Origin of the sequence: Brasilonema bromeliae SPC951 (assembly GCF_012912135.1) — a bacterium.
GTDB classification, from domain to species: domain Bacteria; phylum Cyanobacteriota; class Cyanobacteriia; order Cyanobacteriales; family Nostocaceae; genus Brasilonema; species Brasilonema bromeliae.
In genome coordinates this window covers 1-17,357 of record NZ_QMEB01000032.1, presented here as the reverse complement: position 1 = coordinate 17,357, position 17,357 = coordinate 1, and the positions used below count along the sequence as shown (strand labels likewise).

At 43.7% G+C, this 17,357-nt stretch carries 19 protein-coding genes; 4 read left to right on the top strand and 15 right to left on the bottom strand.

What is annotated here, in order from left to right:
• Positions 1-27 precede the first annotated feature (27 nt).
• On the top strand, positions 28-537 hold the full coding sequence (locus tag DP116_RS06470; protein ID WP_169154390.1) for a hypothetical protein: 510 nt from the start codon (positions 28-30) through the stop codon (positions 535-537).
• 104 nt (positions 538-641) lie between these two features.
• On the opposite strand, the gene DP116_RS06465 is transcribed toward DP116_RS06470, so the two are convergent.
• From DP116_RS06465 to rpsU, 3 genes are all read right to left on the bottom strand, one after another.
• A complete protein-coding gene (locus DP116_RS06465) occupies positions 642-1,046 on the bottom strand; it encodes a ChuX/HutX family heme-like substrate-binding protein (RefSeq protein ID WP_048869813.1) in 405 nt (134 codons plus the stop codon).
• A gap of 45 nt (positions 1,047-1,091) precedes the next feature.
• Entirely contained in the window at positions 1,092-2,045 is a 954-nt protein-coding gene (locus tag DP116_RS06460; protein WP_169154404.1) for a PhoH family protein, read from the bottom strand.
• A 249-nt stretch (positions 2,046-2,294) separates the two neighbouring features.
• On the bottom strand, positions 2,295-2,471 hold the full coding sequence (gene rpsU, locus DP116_RS06455; protein WP_169154389.1) for a 30S ribosomal protein S21: 177 nt from the start codon (positions 2,469-2,471) through the stop codon (positions 2,295-2,297).
• Positions 2,472-2,609: 138 nt separating this feature from the next.
• On the opposite strand from rpsU, the gene DP116_RS06450 reads away from it, so the two are divergent.
• The gene (locus DP116_RS06450) at positions 2,610-2,747 is read left to right on the top strand and encodes a hypothetical protein (RefSeq protein ID WP_169154388.1); all 138 of its coding nucleotides are present in this window, start codon (positions 2,610-2,612) and stop codon (positions 2,745-2,747) included.
• 117 nt (positions 2,748-2,864) lie between these two features.
• On the opposite strand, the gene DP116_RS06445 is transcribed toward DP116_RS06450, so the two are convergent.
• The 9 genes from DP116_RS06445 to kdpA form a co-directional block, all read right to left on the bottom strand.
• Positions 2,865-3,278, bottom strand: coding sequence for a KH domain-containing protein (locus DP116_RS06445; protein WP_169154403.1), 414 nt, complete (start codon positions 3,276-3,278; stop codon positions 2,865-2,867).
• Positions 3,259-3,519: a 30S ribosomal protein S16 gene (gene rpsP, locus DP116_RS06440; protein WP_169154387.1), complete on the bottom strand. Its 261-nt coding sequence runs from the start codon at positions 3,517-3,519 to the stop codon at positions 3,259-3,261. The genes DP116_RS06445 and rpsP overlap by 20 nt, the downstream gene beginning before the upstream one ends.
• Before the next feature lie 239 nt (positions 3,520-3,758).
• Positions 3,759-5,213 (bottom strand): signal recognition particle protein, encoded by a 1,455-nt coding sequence (gene ffh / locus DP116_RS06435; RefSeq protein WP_169154386.1) that lies wholly within the window; start codon positions 5,211-5,213, stop codon positions 3,759-3,761.
• Positions 5,214-5,440: 227 nt separating this feature from the next.
• Positions 5,441-6,598: an anhydro-N-acetylmuramic acid kinase gene (locus DP116_RS06430; RefSeq protein WP_169154385.1), complete on the bottom strand. Its 1,158-nt coding sequence runs from the start codon at positions 6,596-6,598 to the stop codon at positions 5,441-5,443.
• A 163-nt stretch (positions 6,599-6,761) separates the two neighbouring features.
• Complete coding sequence (locus DP116_RS06425) at positions 6,762-7,928, bottom strand: sensor histidine kinase KdpD (protein WP_169154384.1); 1,167 nt, start codon at positions 7,926-7,928, stop codon at positions 6,762-6,764.
• 74 nt (positions 7,929-8,002) lie between these two features.
• Entirely contained in the window at positions 8,003-8,608 is a 606-nt protein-coding gene (kdpC, locus tag DP116_RS06420; RefSeq protein WP_169154383.1) for a K(+)-transporting ATPase subunit C, read from the bottom strand.
• Between the two features lie 191 nt (positions 8,609-8,799).
• Positions 8,800-9,072, bottom strand: a complete 273-nt coding sequence (locus tag DP116_RS06415; RefSeq protein WP_211173116.1) for a potassium-transporting ATPase subunit F — start codon at positions 9,070-9,072, stop codon at positions 8,800-8,802.
• Positions 9,073-9,110: 38 nt separating this feature from the next.
• The gene (gene kdpB / locus DP116_RS06410) at positions 9,111-11,219 is read right to left on the bottom strand and encodes a potassium-transporting ATPase subunit KdpB (RefSeq protein ID WP_169154382.1); all 2,109 of its coding nucleotides are present in this window, start codon (positions 11,217-11,219) and stop codon (positions 9,111-9,113) included.
• 373 nt (positions 11,220-11,592) lie between these two features.
• Positions 11,593-13,302, bottom strand: a complete 1,710-nt coding sequence (gene kdpA, locus DP116_RS06405) for a potassium-transporting ATPase subunit KdpA (RefSeq protein WP_169154381.1) — start codon at positions 13,300-13,302, stop codon at positions 11,593-11,595.
• Between the two features lie 366 nt (positions 13,303-13,668).
• Here kdpA and DP116_RS06400 point away from each other — a divergent pair, with 366 nt between their 5' ends.
• Positions 13,669-14,028: a hypothetical protein gene (locus tag DP116_RS06400; RefSeq protein ID WP_169154380.1), complete on the top strand. Its 360-nt coding sequence runs from the start codon at positions 13,669-13,671 to the stop codon at positions 14,026-14,028.
• A gap of 49 nt (positions 14,029-14,077) precedes the next feature.
• Complete coding sequence (locus DP116_RS06395) at positions 14,078-14,341, top strand: hypothetical protein (RefSeq protein ID WP_169154379.1); 264 nt, start codon at positions 14,078-14,080, stop codon at positions 14,339-14,341.
• A gap of 113 nt (positions 14,342-14,454) precedes the next feature.
• Here DP116_RS06395 and DP116_RS06390 read toward each other — a convergent pair whose 3' ends face one another.
• From DP116_RS06390 to DP116_RS06380, 3 genes are all read right to left on the bottom strand, one after another.
• Positions 14,455-16,338, bottom strand: a complete 1,884-nt coding sequence (locus DP116_RS06390) for an ABC transporter substrate-binding protein (RefSeq protein ID WP_169154378.1) — start codon at positions 16,336-16,338, stop codon at positions 14,455-14,457.
• Positions 16,339-16,522: 184 nt separating this feature from the next.
• Positions 16,523-17,008 (bottom strand): hypothetical protein, encoded by a 486-nt coding sequence (locus tag DP116_RS06385; RefSeq protein ID WP_500676651.1) that lies wholly within the window; start codon positions 17,006-17,008, stop codon positions 16,523-16,525.
• An 85-nt stretch (positions 17,009-17,093) separates the two neighbouring features.
• The coding region (locus tag DP116_RS06380) for a zinc ribbon domain-containing protein (protein WP_169154377.1) at positions 17,094-17,357 on the bottom strand (264 nt) is incomplete at its 5' end.

Here is a 17,357-nt window from a genome sequence, read left to right as displayed (position 1 = left end):
AACTCAACAGACAAAGGAAAGGAAAAGATGATATCAAGTGAACAGACTTTTATAAGTCATAAAATGGGGCATTTGCGTCCAGAACTTGGTGATTTTAGCAGTATAATCTTTTTGAAAGCAATTCTTGTTGGTATCGAAGAAACTTTAGGTGACAAAACCGCTGGTATCGCAATGATATCTGCTGGTCGCAATCAAGGCAAAAATTTGGCTAGAGACTTAAATTTAGTTGGCAATGAAGCAATATTGTCTCTTGAACAAATCCAATACAAGATTAATTTGGTTCTGGGCAAAGAGGGAACTCGCTTGTGCCTGATCGACAAGATAGAACTAGAAGGAGACATTTACAAAGTCTATGCCAAAGAAACTTTTTGTTCTGCTGGTGAAGCAGAGGGATCATTACGAAACTGCAGCTATACTTTAGGCGTTATTCAAGGCTTTTTAGAAGCTTTTTTGAAGAAGCGCTTGCACGGAAAACAAATTGAGTCTGTTTTGCGTGGTAGTAATCATGATGTTATGCAGTTTTCTATTATAGCTTAAACATAAGACACTTGTCAATTAAGGAGTCGTAAATGGCAAACCCCGCAAGTCTTTGGTTGAAACCCTGCGGGGTTTAACATAACCGTGGGATGAGTTAATTCTCATCAAATCTCTGCTGGTGCAGGTTCCCAGAGTTCTCCATATTGCTCCCGTAAAGTCTGCCAAGCCTCCACTTGTCCAGGTTCGTATTCTCCTGGTTTACCCCATTGTAGAAACAAACTCAAAGCTGGCTCTTGTTTGTCATCCAAAAACCGAATGGCATAGGTGGTAAAGTTACCTCGCTTCGCTTCACCCGTTTCAAATTTCACCTGCGTAATTTTATCCATATTCAAGTGAAATTCAAAACCTTCAGTGTGCATGTTCGCGTACTTACCTTTTGGGAGTTCTGCATAAAACAGCTTTTCCACTCTACCGCGTGCTTCCAAAACAGCAGCACTGCTTGTGACAATCAGACGCAGTGTTCCCAGAGTTTCACAAGCTTCCAAAAATTCTTTTAGTGTTTTAGTCATGTGTCATTAGTCATTTGTCATTTGTCATTTTTTCATGACTCGGGACTATTTTTCATGTTGTTCGTATGCAGCGACTATACGCTGAACAAGAGGATGGCGCACAACATCTTTTTGAGAGAATTCGCAAAAAGCTATGCCTTCTACGTGTTTTAAAATTTGTATAGCTACCGTTAATCCAGATTGTTGGTTGGTTGGTAAGTCGGTTTGTGTGATGTCACCTGTAATCACCATACGGGAACGGAAACCCAAACGAGTCAAAACCATTTTCATTTGAGCTGGTGTGGTGTTTTGAGCTTCATCAACAATGACAAAAGCGTTGTTGAGAGTCCGTCCCCGCATATACGCTAAAGGAGCAACTTCAATGACGCCTCTTTCCATCAGTGATGGAACTTTTTCTGGATCAATAAATTCGTTGATAGCATCGTAGAGTGGACGCAAATAGGGATTCACTTTCTGCTGCAAATCTCCTGGTAAAAAACCAAGTCTTTCGCCAGCTTCGACAGCAGGACGAGTGAGAATCAGCCGTTCAAATTGGTTCGCCAGAAGTGCTTGTACAGCGACGACGACTGCGAGGAAAGTCTTACCAGTACCGGCTGGACCAGTGCAAAAAGTTAAATCCCGTTTGCGTAGTGCTTCGATATACTGTCGTTGTCGGAAGGTTTTGGCGCGGACTTCCTCACTTTTACGCGTTCTAGCAATGATGTCCCGCTGTAAATCTAGCAGTTCCCCTTCACGATGAGTGTCCAAGGCTTGGCGAGCTGTTAATATATCTGTACTAGAAATATTGTTGCCTTTGCCCCAAAGGTCTTCAAGCGATCGCACTAATCGACTCGCCAAATCCACTTGCTTTTCTGTGCCAGAAATATACAGTTCTTGTCCCCGCAGAACTATATTGGCTCCTGTTTGTTGTGCCAAAGTTTTGAGATTTTCTTCCCCCTCTCCTGCTAGTGCGATCGCACTTGGAAGATTCGGCAGTTCAATCGTTAAGGCACCTGACATCATAAATTCAGAATTCAAAATTAGGAAAAGACTTCACAGACTTTAATTGAACTAAACAATTCAAACAATTTTGTTGTTTAGTTGATGTTAAGAACATTGGCGTTGAAATCGGACTTGGTTAGGAAAAGTAGAGGCAGGTAAAATCGCTGCTCTACTTTCCCTGAGTTTGCTCTACAACAACTTTCAAACCTTAACGTAAATAGCTAGCTGGCATTGGTTAACCGCCATCATCAAAGATATGACTTTGATTTAGAAGCGACCACCTTTGCGTGCGGCTTCCGCTTTGCGCTTACGGCGCAGACTGGGTTTTTCGTATCTTTCTCGGCGCTTGACCTCGGATAAAATTCCGGCTTTTTGAATTTTCTTTTTAAAACGCCTTAATGCTGAGTCAATTGACTCATCTTCACCCAAACGGACTTCAGCCACTCCCTGGTTTCACCTCCTTACAGAGATTCTCTAAGTATCATCTAAAAACGTAGTCAACCGCTGCTTTTTATTTTCTGACTTATGGTGTGAGCGCTTTACTTAGTTTACGAGTGCTAGACTCAACCGAGTAGGCGTAAGATGGTAGCAATCATGCTCGGCGCTTACACAACACCTTTGACGCTTTGGGGTAGACCGAATCAAATGAAGCTTGCAACTGTGCCAAACCAAGCTATTGCTAACCGGGTTTTTTTTGAAATGCTAGCTTTTCTACTATGATCGCACTTCGGTACAAACTTTGACTTGAATTTCCTAAGTCGATAAAAGCTGCGGTTGACTAGTTACTGAGTGCTGGTATTCACCTTTTAACCTTTTGTTACGGACTTTGTGTGAAATCTAGTGGGAGCGTATTCTAGCAATAGGTTTATGTTCGTTTCCACGTTTTTCTCTGGGTTTTGGTGGCGGTAATCGTTCTTCCCTGTCTTCTTCAAAAGATGAGTCATCCCGATTACCAGCACTGCTGCCATAGATGTCCAGGTATACTGAGTGTCCAGCTGTTTGAGCTGCTGCAGTAATCACAGTGCGAATCGCTTGAATATTACGTCCACCTCGACCAAATACTTTTCCCTTATCTAAGCTTTCAAAGGCAATGCGAATCCAAGCACGGTTGAGGGTGTTAGACATTTCACAATCGATGCTTAAAGACTCAGGAGAATCTAAAAACGGTTGCATCAGAAACCGTACCAGTCCAACGTAGTCTGGACTGGTTGTGGGGGATTTTGTTCCGATTTTATGTTGAGGCTTTTCCACTGACCTGTTCAAAGACATTGGCTTTTTGCAGGATGTGACGTACGGTATCAGTCGGTTGAGCGCCTTGTTGTAGTCGCTTGACGATTCCGGGAACATCCAGTCGTACTTCATCAGTTCTGGGGTTATAAAAACCCAGTTCTTCCAACGGACGACCATCGCGGCGAGCGAGGTTGTTGATTGCGATTATGCGGTAACTTGGTTCTCCCTTCTTACCGTATCGCTTCAGGCGCAGTTTAATCATGGTTAAGAAATCATTCTCCTGTTTTTAGGAATCTGTTTGCAGTTAGTTTATTGGCAAGTTAGGTGAGCGTGAAGTTTCCTGAAGACAGTTCCAAAGGCAATGTTATTCCTGTTGAAAGCTGTCCCCTTGGGTAGGCAGTTTTACTTCTGGTGCTAAAATGCCTATTTTAGCATTTGCCAAGTCTTAGGTGTTAGTAGCTGTTTGTTATTTGTGAATTGCGGCTAACCACTCATGAGTGGCTAAAGCGTACCGAAGCCTTTCTTCTTTTTGTCTTTCTTCGGCTTCTTTTTCGAGCCAGCGCCGCTATTGTAACCCCGCCAACCAGGGGCAGCTGGACTGTTACCAGCAGCAGCCGGACCACCCATTCCACCAAACATTCCTGGCATACCAGCGAACTGCCCTTGACCCATTTGCTGCATCATATTGCGCATTCTTTGGAAGTCACTGACCAGTTTACTAACGTCTGTCTCTTTATAACCCGCTCCATTCGCAATGCGTCGCCGTCTACTAGGAGAACTTGCCAACAAATCGGGGTTCTGGCGCTCTTGACGCGTCATGGAATTAATCATCGCTTCACAGCGCTTAAGCTGGGTTTCTCCGTGCTTAAGTTGGTCATCTGTTAGCTTGTTCATCCCAGGGATGAGCTTAATTATACCACCCAGTGAACCCATGTTCTTGAGTAGGCGCATTTGCTTGAGAAAATCGGTAAAGTCGAAGTTCGCTGACAGGATTTTCTCCTGCATTTTCTCAGCATCAGCAAGGTCAATTTCTTCTTGAGCCTTTTCTACCAAGGTCAGAACATCGCCCATGCCCAAAATGCGCGATGCCATACGGTCAGGATAAAACGGTTGTAAAGCTTCAACCTTTTCACCCACACCGACAAACTTAATGGGTGCTCCTGAGATATGCCGCACAGAAAGTGCTGCCCCACCCCGGCTATCACCATCCAACTTGGTAAGAATTGCACCCGTAATCCCAATTTTTTCGTGGAAAGTACGGGTGAGATTGGCGGCTTCTTGACCCGTCATGGAGTCTACCACCAAAAGAGTTTCATCGGGTTGGACAGTTTTTTTGATCTGGGCTAACTCCGCCATCATGTCTTGGTCAATTTGTAACCGACCAGCAGTATCAATAATAACTGTGTCAACCCCTTCTGCTTTGGCGCGTTCCACGCCCTGCCGTGCAATCTCAACTGGATCAGCATCAGATCCGAGTTCAAACACTGGCACGTCAATTTGCTTACCTAGTGTGATCAATTGGTCAATAGCCGCTGGACGATACACGTCCGTCGCCACCATTAAGCAGCTGCGTTCTAATTTACGTAGATGCAAGGCTAACTTGGCAGTAGCAGTCGTTTTCCCAGTACCCTGCAACCCTGCCATCAGAACAACTGTGGGAGAGTGATCAGCTTGTGCTAAAGGAACATTCTCTTCCCCCATCACCTGCACTAGTTCATCGTGGACAATCTTGATGAACTGTTGGTCAGGTCGGACGCCAGCAATGACTTCCGCTCCCAGCGCCTTGGTTTCAACTTCGGTGACAAAATCTTTAACTACCTGAAGATTAACATCCGCTTCTAACAGCGCACGACGCACTTCGCGCAAAGCGTCTTGAATATTCGATTGGGAGATTTTGTCCTGACCCCGGAGTTTCTTCCAGGCACCTTCTAAACGGTCAGCTAATGCTTCAAACATAATCAGTTAAGTTACAGGTAGTTAGTCAGCAGAGTTTTTATGCCATATATACAGCTTAGTGTTTTTTCACTTCGACTGTATTGGAATACAGTCAGAAGGGCTACAAATACAGTGAACAGTGAACAGTGAACAGTAAACAGAGGAAGCGATTTCTTGACCCCTCTTAACTTGATAACTGATAACTGATAACTGATAACTGTTTTAAGAAGGGCGTGTAATCGCGTCCCTTAGGCGCTCACAACCAACGGTGAGTGAATTTGACCCAGCAGTACTTCTTGACGCGCTCCGGTTGCTGTTGGTAAGTTACCAGGAGTACCCATAGATCGCCAGTATGCCAAAACTGCAAAGGCTATTGCTTCTTTAAAATCAGCACTCAAACCAACTTCATCTGTGGTAACAACTGGCACAGGTTCCAATAGTACCTGTAACCGACGCTTGAGATAGAGATTGCGACTACCTCCGCCACACAAAAGCACTCGCTGCGGCATTTGCGGTAAAAAAGTCCGGTAACTATGAACAATTGAAGCTGCGGTGAGTTCCGTAAGCGTCGCCAGTAAGTCGGCTGGACTGAGTTGGTAGGCTTCGGCGTCTTGTAAACATTGATGCAGGTAATCAACACCAAATAATTCTCGACCTGTGGATTTGGGTGGTGGTAGATGAAAGTAGTCAAGGCTTAGCCAGTGCTCTACTAAGGGAGAACAGGGAGTACCACTCGCTGCCCAAGAACCATTTTCATCATAAGTTTTCGCACCATCCGTTAAATGCTCCACCGCCAGATCCAAAAGACTATTTCCTGGTCCTGTGTCCCAGGCGCGAATTTTTTCTAGCCAGTTGTCACGACGGACTGGTATATAAGTAACATTACCAATGCCACCAATATTTTGAATACAACGTTCTTCTTGAGGATGACTGAGCAAAGCCGCATCGATACGTGGTACAAGGGGCGCACCATGACCAGCAGCAGCAATATCCGCTACACGAAAGTTAGAAATCGTTGTTATACCTGTTTGATTGGCAATTGATTCACCACGCCCAAGTTGCAAGCTATACCCGATTGGTGTGATAGGTTGTGATGGTGGTTTATGATATACTGTTTGACCATGAGAACCAATTAGAGTGGGCTTGTGGTGACCAATTTGAATATTTTGTGCAGCTTGAGCAAAAGTACAAGCGATCGCATCATCCAATTCTGCCAACTCTGCCATCGAAATCGCAACACCAGCACAAACTGCTAGAATGCGTTCTCTCAAATCTGCTGGATAAGGATATGTTGCACCAGCCACTAACTCAATTTTGATATCCAAGTCTGTACCAGAAATATCTACCAAGGCGGCGTCTATACCATCTACAGACGTGCCACTTATTAAACCAATTACACGAGTCATTTGATTTTAAACCGCTGATGTTGTTGTAGACGCCCTCTGAGCGGTGAGGGGGTCGCAGTCTTGGCGGTTCCCGTCGATTGCGAACCCCCGAACCCGGAGGGTACGCAGATAATTATCTCAAAATTATCCGCGTATATCCCTTGTGTATTTGTGGTTACTATTTTTAATCAATTGCTGAACGAGTGGGAGTATTGTTTTTCTCAGCGGAAATAATATGTAAATCAACGTTTTTCAGTAATCGTAGCAATTTATGGGTTAAAGCGCCTTTGAAGAGAATTTGCCAGCGTGATCGCTGACTTGCCCCAATCACAATTTGAGTGATACGGTATTGTTCAGCGATTTGTGCGATCGCCTTGGCTACGTCAGTGCCAGTGGTACGAATGAATGTACCGTCAAATTCTTTGCAAAGTTTTTCACAAGTTTCGATGTGCAAACTTTCCTCCTTAGTCAGGAAGCGCTCTGGATGAGAAATATATATGGTAAATAGAGGAGCACTCATGTAACTCGCAATTCTCGCTCCCCGACGTAATAATTGGATTGAGTTGGGATAAGTGGATACACATACCAAAACTCGCTCGTGAATGTTACAGAATTGACCTTGTGGAGTGGAAGCAACGGCATCTTCCTCAACGTTATCTGCTACCTCCCGCAGTGCTAACTCTCTTAAGGCAATCAGGTTACGGCGTTGGAAAAAGTTATCTAGTGATTGTTGAATTTTTTGCGGCGCGTAGATTTTGCCTTCTAACAAGCGTTCTTGCAGTGTTTCTGGTGTAACATCTATTACTACCACCTCATCCGCTTCTTCTAAAATACGGTCAGGAACCCGTTCTCGCACAACCACACCAGTAATTCGCGCTACCAAATCATTGAGACTCTCCAAATGCTGAATATTCATTGTGGAGTAGACATCAATACCTGATGCCAAAATGACTTCTACATCTTGGTAGCGTTTTTCTCGTAGGGAACCTGGGACATTTGTATGTGCTAATTCATCAATCAATGCTAACTGAGGTGAGCGAGCAATGATCGCATTCGTATCCATTTCTGTTAGAGTTAATCCACCGCGAGGAATTTCCTTACGGGGTATTATTTCTAACCCGTTTGCCTTTTGCCCTGTTTCTTTGCGTCCGTGGGTTTCTAAAAGCCCAATAACAACATCAATTCCTTCGTCTTTGAGTGCATGAGCTTCTTCCAGCATCCGGTAGGTTTTGCCTACTCCGGGTGCCATACCTATGTAAATTTTATGCTTACCTCGTCTTGCTGGACTTATGCTAGCAGGAAAGGTTGCAGGCATAGCCCCGGCTTGTGGTGTTTGAGTATTATCAAACATCTGGTGGTGTGATAAATCCTGAGAGTATTTAAAAGGCGAAAATCACAGGTCAAGAAACAATGACTAATAACTACTTATCTATTTTGTTGACGGTTAAACTCATCTAAATCCAGAGCATAATTTAATTTTAGAACATTAACTCCAGGCTCACCAAAAATACCTAAAAATCTTCCTTCTGTATACTTATTTATAAAAGGAAGTATCTCATCTGGTCTGAGTTTACGGGCACGAGCCACTCTATCCAACTGCTGCCGTACTGCTTTGATAGAGATATGCGGATCTAAACCTGAACCAGATGTGTAAATTAAGTCAGCAATGGGTTGAATTTCTTCATCTTTCAGTAGATTTGCTTCTTCTACAATTCGCTGTAGCAATTGTGGACTGCTAGGTGCGAGATTGCTAGCTCCAGAGACCCCAGTAGGATTACCTTGCTTTCCTTGGCTATATCTAATTGTACTAGGACGACTGTGGAAATACTGGTCAGATTTGAATTGTTGACCAATCAAAGCTGAACCGATGATTTCTCCCTTGATATTTTGCACTATGCTGCCTTGAGCTTTGTATTTAAGAAAGGGGACTTGAGCGACGAAAAGTATGAATAAAGGATAGATAATTGCCGTTAATAACCATAAGATGAAGGTGATGCGAATTGCTTTACTAATTTCTCTATAAATAGACATACAAAACTTTAACGACCTCGGAAATTTACTGTCATAATTAACAAAATTGTGTCGGAATCGGGTTTGGTTTATGAATTTACTAGTTGAGCTAGGAAAGAGGGAACGCTTAATAGGGAACAGGGAACGCTTAACAGGGAACAGAAACTGTACCTAGTTTCGCAAAAATCAAATAAGAATCCTATATTACCTAATTAAAAGCGTTCTGGCTGAAAAACGACAACAGACAAATAAAGGATAATTGCTAGTGTTATGAATCCCAAAACACCAATTGCCCAAGCAGAAAGGCGTTCCAAAGTACCGTCGCCAGCAGCATATACTATCGGGGCAATCAGCAAATTTAGGCACAGCGCTACAAAAATAGCGAGAGGCAACTTTTGAGAGCGCCATTGCAACCAGACAAAAGAAATTGCCTCAGGTACGTTTGTTAAGAAAAACTTACTTGATAGAACATTTTTTTTGATCATTTTCCTCTCCTTTCTCTGCGCTTGCTACGATTTGTTTTCTAAGCCAATCCTGCCAGAGTAATCAACACGTCAATCAACTTAATTGCGATAAACGGCGCAATCACACCTCCCAAACCATACAGAAAAATATTTCGTTGCAAAAGCTGATTAGCCGTCAAAGGTTGAAATTTTACACCAGTGAGTGCCAAAGGAATCAAAGCTGGAATAATCAAAGCATTGTAAATCAACGCCGACAGGACAGCAGAATTGGTACTCGTTAACTTCATGATATTTAAACTTCCCAAATTAGCTGAGGTAAACAACACTGGGATAATTGCAAAATACTTGGCAATATCATTGGCAATAGAAAACGTTGTCAAAGCACCGCGAGTAATCAGCAGTTGTTTTCCAATCGCAACAATATCAATCAGCTTTGTGGGATCAGAGTCCAAATCCACCATATTGGCTGCTTCTTTTGCTGCCTGAGTACCCGTATTCATTGCTACTCCGACATTTGCCTGGGCTAGTGCGGGTGCATCGTTAGTACCGTCACCCGTCATCGCCACCAGTTTGCCCGCCGCTTGTTCGCGCTGAATCACAGAGATTTTATCTTCTGGGGTGGCTTCGGCAATAAAGTCATCAACTCCAGCTTCCCCCGCAATCACAGACGCGGTAATGCGGTTGTCTCCAGTCAGCATGACGGTACGCACTCCCATCCGCCGCAACTGCTCAAAACGTTCACGGATACCTGGTTTAATGATATCCTTAAGATAAATGACGCCGTAAATTTCACTATCAAGGGCTACTGCTAAAGGTGTCCCTCCCAGTTGTGAAATTCCTTCATATGCTGCATCCAGTACCGGCGTCGGCGTATCTTGTTGATTGCGAGAACGGACAAATCCCTTAATTGCCGATACTGCACCCTTACGCGCTTGGCTACCATTGGGTAAGTTTGTACCACTCATACGAGTTTTTGCTGAAAACTCTACAGCTTCGGCTCTGTGGCTGTCAAAATCAATTTTTGCACCTAACTTTTCTGCCAGTCGAACAATTGATTTCCCTTCTGGTGTATCATCAAAAATACTTGCTGCTAAGGCAACATTGGCAACTTGCTGTGTTGAATAGGTGCTGATGGGGATAAACCCTTCTGCCAAACGATTACCGAGAGTGATTGTACCTGTTTTATCGAGTACTAAGGTATTGACATCACCGCACGCTTCAACTGCTCGTCCTGAGGTGGCTATGACGTTAAACTGGGCAACTCGATCCATACCAGCAATGCCGATCGCACTCAGTAATCCCCCAATTGTTGTCGGAATTAACGCAACTAACAAGGCAACTAATACTACCACACTAATTGGACTTCCAACATAGCGGGCGATCGCGGGCAAAGTCACCACAACAAAAAGAAACACCAAGGTTAGAACTGCTAGTAACACCGTCAAAGCAATCTCATTCGGTGTTTTTGTGCGTTCTGCTCCTTCCACCAAAGCAATCATCCGGTCGATAAACCCCTTGCCTGGATCTGCAGTGATACGGATAATAAGTTCATCAGAGAGAATTCGCGTACCACCAGTAACTGAACTAGCCACATCTGAACCTGTTTCCTTCAAAACTGGTGCAGATTCCCCAGTAATTGCAGATTCATCCACACTGGCGACACCCATAGTCACTTCCCCATCAGCAGGGATGACATCACCAGCAGCCACATACACTGTATCGCCTATCCGCAAGCTGGTGGAAGAAACTTCACTAACTGAACCATCAGAGAGAAGTTTTTTGGCAATTGTTTCTGACTTGGTTGTCCTTAAAGCATCAGCTTGCGCTTTACCCCGTCCCTCTGCGACTGCTTCCGCAAAGTTGGCAAATAAAACGGTGAAGAACAAAATTGCTGTAATTAATCCGTTGAAAAGTTGTAAATTGTTGCCTGAAACTGGACCAAACAAATAAGGGTCGATAGTCGCTATAGTGGTGATAATTGTACCAACCCAAACCAAGAACATGACCGGGTTTTTGATCGCGTATTTAGGATTGAGCTTGACAAAAGCATCTTTGATGGCTCTGAGGTAAAGTCCTCTGGTGCTGACTCGCGATTGTTTACGTGCTTGGCGGCGATCGCTTTTACGAGGAGAATAAGAAGGTTTGGGTGAAGGATTTGTGGAGTCCATGAGAGGGAATTGTGAATTGGGGATTATGTTATGGTGGGCGTCCAGTGAACACGCTTATTGATCAGGACTTACGCAAAATAATGAAAAAATAAACCGCAAAGGACGCAAAGAACACGTTAGCGTAGCGTGCGCCTTAGCGCATAGTTAAGAGGGTTTAAAAGAGTTTTTGCGTAATATCATGTCCGGCTGGTTAGTTGTGATTACCGCGATATCTGCACCCCTCCCCTTAATCCCCTCCCCGCAAGCGGGGAGGGGCGGTTTTGGCGCAAGACAAAACCGGGGTGGGGTTCTTCGGAATTTATAAGCAATTAACCGGACATGATATAAGTCCTACTGATAACTGATAACTGATAAACGCCTATTACGAACAAGATTATTTGATGCGGCTGGCAAGTTTAATACTTTCGGCGATCGGTCCTAAAGCTAAAACGGGGAAGAACGTCAACACACCCAAAATCAAAATGACTCCAGCTGTAATAGCAGTAAATAATGTAGAGTCGGTTCTGAGGGTGCCTGGTGTTTCGGGTACTGGTTGTTTGGCTGCCATGCTTTGTGCTAAAAGCAAAATGGCAATAATTGGTATGTATCTTCCCATCAGAAGGCTAAAACAAGTACTTAAGTTCCACCACAAAGTGCTATCTCCCAATCCCTCCAAGCCAGAACCATTGTTAGCACTAGCTGAGGCGTATTCGTAAATCACTCGTGAGATGTTGTGAAATTCGGGGGATTTTGTATATCCCGGCGGTGGAATCAGAAATGCTAAGGTATTTGGAAATGCTAAGCTAATGGCACTGGGGATCAATACAGCAATTGGGTGAACCAGCAGGACGACACTGGCAAGGACAATTTGTTGCTTTTCTATTTTGCGTCCTAAAAATTCTGGAGTCCGTCCCACCATCAGTCCTGTGAGAAATACGGTGAGAATTGAATAAATGAATAAGTAAGCGGTTCCAGTTCCTTGTCCACCCCAAACTATCTGCAAAAACATATTTAATAAGGTGGAAAAAACTCCCTGAGGCATCAAGGAATCATGCATCCCGTTTACAGAACCAGTCATAGTTCCAGTCGTCGTAATTGCCCACAACGCCGTTTGTGCCCAGCCAAACCTGACTTCCTTCCCCTCTAAATTAGGCTGTTCTAATCCCAAGGCGTTATCAATCAGGGGATTTCCTTGATACTCAGCAATCGCTGTGACACCAATCAAAATTCCATAGATGGCAAAGACCATCCAAAAAAGTAGTTTAGCTTGCTTGGCGTTATTGGCAAAAATACCATAAGTGTGAATCAACGCCGCTGGAATACAAATCATGGCGATGATTTCTATGAGGTTAGAAATGGTATTGGGATTTTCAAACGGATGAGCAGAATTTGCGCCAAAAAAACCACCGCCATTCTCTCCCAATTGTTTGATGATCTCAAAGGAAGCAACAGGACCTCTGGCGAGATACTGCGTTCCTTCCTCCAATGTTGTCAATTTCAAAGATCCATCTAAGGTTTGTGGTACGCCTAGGGCTAGTAGTGCGATCGCACCCACAATCGAAATTGGCAGCAATATGCGCGTTATAGAACGAGTCAGATCAATGTAGAAATTTCCCAGTCGTCTACCTGTCAAACCTCTGATGAATGCGATGCCGACTGCTAACCCAGTTGCGGCTGAAGTAAACATCAAAAAAGTTAAAGCTGCTGTTTGGCTAAAATAACTTAAAGTTGTTTCACCAGAGTAGTGTTGCTGGTCAGTGTTGGTTAAAAATGAAATTGTCGTGTGCAGCGTGATGTCCCATTTAGGAGCAGCTAATCCCTGAGGATTCCAAGGTAAAAATTGCTGAAGACATATCAGCAAAAACACCACAATACCCATGATTATATTGCTGCAAAGTACTGCTCTGGCATACTGCCAACCCGTCATGTCATCAATTCTGGCTGTATCTGCCACTTTATAAATTATTCCCTCTACAGGGTTCATGATTGAGTCCAGCAGCGTTTTTTCTCCCAAAAAGACACGCGCCATGTATCTGCCCAATAGTGGAGTGATTGCGATTACAATACACAACGTTACCCCAATTTGAAAAAAGCCTTGTCCCATTTATCTAGCCAAAATTGTAGATGGATCTTGTTAAAGTCTTTGCATTTTAAAATTGTTCAACTATTTATTGATAGCTGAACAATTTTATTCTTTATAAGTTACCAGTTAGCAGTTATCAGTTATCAGTTTTTACTGTTCACTGCGATGCACTGAGCTTGTCGAAGTGTTCACTGTTCACTGATCTCATATTTATGGCGTTGTCAGCAATTCATGATTTGTCATAACTATTCTATACATGACATCGGTAAAAGCAAGTGTATATAGAGAGCATTCCAAATATTTAAATTCCTGGGACCATCCCATTCTCGTGTAGAAGCGCAGTTCCCGACGGATGATACTGATGGTATTATTCCGAAATCATGGCTTTTGCAAGCTCGCGATCGCTATGATGCTAACCCCCAATATTGGGATGATTTGGCGACGAGTGATATCTGGCGGCTGGGTTTGGATGTGGGGGATGGACAAGATAATCACGCTTTGGCGATTTGGCGTGGATCTGTGCTGTATGATGTACAGATACATCCGACGGTGGGTGATATTGCTGTTGATAATACTGGGGTGGGTGCGGGGACGTTGGCAAGTTTGCTTGCAAGTGGGATGATGAATGCAAGTGGTTGCCGTTTTGGTGATGGGGCTGATGACCGTTCTTTGTTTTTTAACCGCAAGTCTCAGTTGTATTGGGAGTTTCGTGAGGGGTTGAGGACGGGGAAAGTGGCGATTGCCTAGCCCCTAAAAGGGGCGCTGCGCAAACGGCAGAGCTTCGCTTAACGCTCCTTTGGGTGAAAAGGAGGATTATATTTTTCAGGATTTGTGTGCAACTCGTTATAGTATCAATACGAAAGACCAGATTTGTTGTGAGGCGAAGGAGAAGACGAAGGCGCGGTTGAAGCGGAGTCCGGATGCGGAGGCGGTTGTGATTGCTTTGGAGAATTCGATGCAGTTAAGTGCTGTGTGTTCTCATGTTGTTGGTGCGGATGGGTTGGAGTCGCGGGGTGTTGGTGAGTTGGCTTTGTTGCATCAGCTTTTTGATGGGGGTTGAGGTGGTGTGCGAATCGCACAGTGTGTCCAGAGGACATACCGCACAGCGTTTCTGTGGGAAATATTGCACAGGGAGTTTGGTGGTGATGCTTTATTTAACTGTGAAAAATCACGTTATTCCACAACTTTCTTTGTATTATCTTTTCCTTTACTATCTTTTGCTTTTACCCAACCTTCTTTCTTAGTACCTCCTACTTCTGCGCAAATATTTTTCCAAATTTCACCCTTCTCGTTCTTCTCCTCCTTCAAAACAATAATTCCTTGTCCACGCGGAAGCTTCCCTAACTCCCCGGAATCTTGGTTTGATTGTTTTCGTAAATTCAGACCTTCACGCTGAACAACTTTAGCTTTGTACGACTCCGGGGATTCGGGTTGGAGACGACATACTGAATTACTTTCCAAAGAAGTTGTAGAAGAGGATGGTGTGGGTGTACTAGTTAATGTAGGCGTTGCAGTAGGTAGCGGCGAAGAAGTAGGGGTTGGACTTGAATTGTTATTAGTCAGTGAACTGGGACAATCGTCGGAGGGTTTACCTTTATAAGCTGCAACAGGGACAAATTTGTAAGGAGTACTAGAATTCTTAGTGGTGCAAATTTGCACAAGTTCTACTTTAGCATTCTTGCGATCGCCCGACGGCAAAAACTCAATATCACCAGAAGCTCCGGTAGTTTTAAATTTTGGTGATAGGAGAGCCTGTTGTACCCCACTTCGAGTCGGATTCTTCTCAATTGCATCAATCAAAGCCTGTGTTGCATCATAGGCAAGGGCAGTTCGCCAGTTTACTGTAGCACCACCCCAAAGCTCTTTCTCTTTAGACTTTTTGACAAAGTCTTGGTTGGGAGCGTTATCAATATGCCAAAAAGCTGCTACCACCATCCCAACTGCTGCGTCTTCTTTCAAAGTGTCTGGGGTGTAAACATCATCTCCCGCCAAAATCTTGAGGTTCTTCCCCTTAGCAGACCTAACCACTTCCAGCGCTTTTGGTAAAGTCTTCGTATCGGCTGCTAACATTAGTACTTGGGTACCTTGTTCCTTAGCCTGTTTCACCCTTGAATTGGCATCAAAATTCCGCTCATTCAAGTTAAACTCTTGCAATACTTGTCCTCCTTTTTGTTTCACAACTGTCTTAAACTCAGACTTAAGCGACATACTGTAGTCACTACTGGAATTATAAAAAACTGCTACATTCTTTTTCTTCCAATCTTGCAACATATGGTCTGCTAATGCCTTCGCGGTATCACTATCACTAGGAACTGTGCGAAAAACGTAAGGTTTAGAGTTCTTTGAACGGTCAGAATATTTAGAACAAATAGAATTACTGATAGGAGTGGGAGTCTTGGTGGGAGTGGGAGTGTTTGTAAGACAAACGGAAGTACTGATGGGAGTAATGGCTACAAGTTCTTTGGATGTATAAATATCTTTTGCTGCTATAGTGACACCACTAGCGTAATGACCGACTACACCTAACACCTTACGCTCGTTGAATAAGGCTGTAGCAACTTGTTTAGCAACTTCTGGATCATTATCGTCCGATGCGATCCCTACCTCCAAACGCACTCCATTAATTCCCCCAAAGTCATTAATTCCACGTTGAGCTTGAGCTACCCCACGCAAAATTTCCAAAGAATTATTGATATCGATATCATTGATATTCTTGGTAATTGGTACAGATACAACAATGGTGTAGCTGCGATTATAACCAATATTGGCATTGTTAAAGAAAATAAGTGCCTCTGGATCGTTACGATTCTTTTTTAGCGATTTGTCAAATTCCTCCCTTGCAAGGGACAAATTTTTGTCTGCCATAGCTTTCATCCCGGCTTTTTTATGGGGGGAAAGTTCTACTGGAATTAAACTTTTCTCACCAAAACTAATGCGTTCTTTAATGACCTTACGTTGTTCCGACTGCGATGCAGCAAAGACCAGTGATCCCAAGAAGAGCACGATAACAACAAAAAGAACGATTCGAGTAATTATTACGCGCCACCATTCTCCCATATATTATTTTCCTTTAAAAATTTATTGTTAAAGATTTCGATTTATCGCCTTTCAGGATTGATGATGGAATCCGAGTGAGCGGAGTTTAGAAGTAGTATTTTTCAGGAAACTTTTTCTGTGCATTTTCACTTTGTATTATGCATATCACCTTATGCCACGTTTGCTACTTCTGGATCTACAAAATTCATTCACGAGGTGAAATAGGATGCTTAAGCACTCGACCTCGCCAAGTCCAACCCCAACCCGTCTCAGTCTTAATAACTGAGGCAATGGCAATGACTGCAACCAGTAGACCTCCCAAACCATGCAGCCACCAGTATTTTGGAGAGCTACGAAATGCCTGTGCTGCTAGTGTGCGTAAATTGTACTGGAGGAGAATAGCAATCAAAGCTAGACACATCGCCAGCAAGTCAACTGTTTTCCAGCCAATTAAAAAACTTTTACTAAACACAATAACTAGTACTAGCCAAGGAATCAAATAAATATTTAGCATTAGCAGAGCTAGGGATACCATTAGCCACAAGCTTCTTTGGGCACCCAAGTACAAAACTTTAGTCCAGCCCTCCCAGAGTGCTGTCCAAGAGCGGTACATCCTTAATTTTGCTAAATTTGCTCCTAAGAAGTGTCGCAACTTCAAACCACTCTCTTTAATGCGTCGAGCCAAAGCCACATCCTCAGCAACATAGCCTGCAACTGCCTGATGTCCTCCTATTTTATCGTAGGATGAGCGTTGAAACAGCTTGACACTCCCCTGCCTAAAGGCGAGGGGATTCTACATTCATCGTCAGAACTTGCTCTACCAGGTTTGCACCAAGTAGCGTAGAGGTTCCAACTCCTGTAGCGTTACTTCGGGACTGCCCGTCCCTAGCTTTTGCAAGATTTAGAATATTAATTGCTGCGTTCACGTCTCTTTGTAACTCGCAACCACAAGCACATTTATGGGTGCGAGTTGAAAGAGATTTTTTCACAATTGCGCCACAATCAGAACACTTTTGAGATGTCATTCTAGGATTGACTGC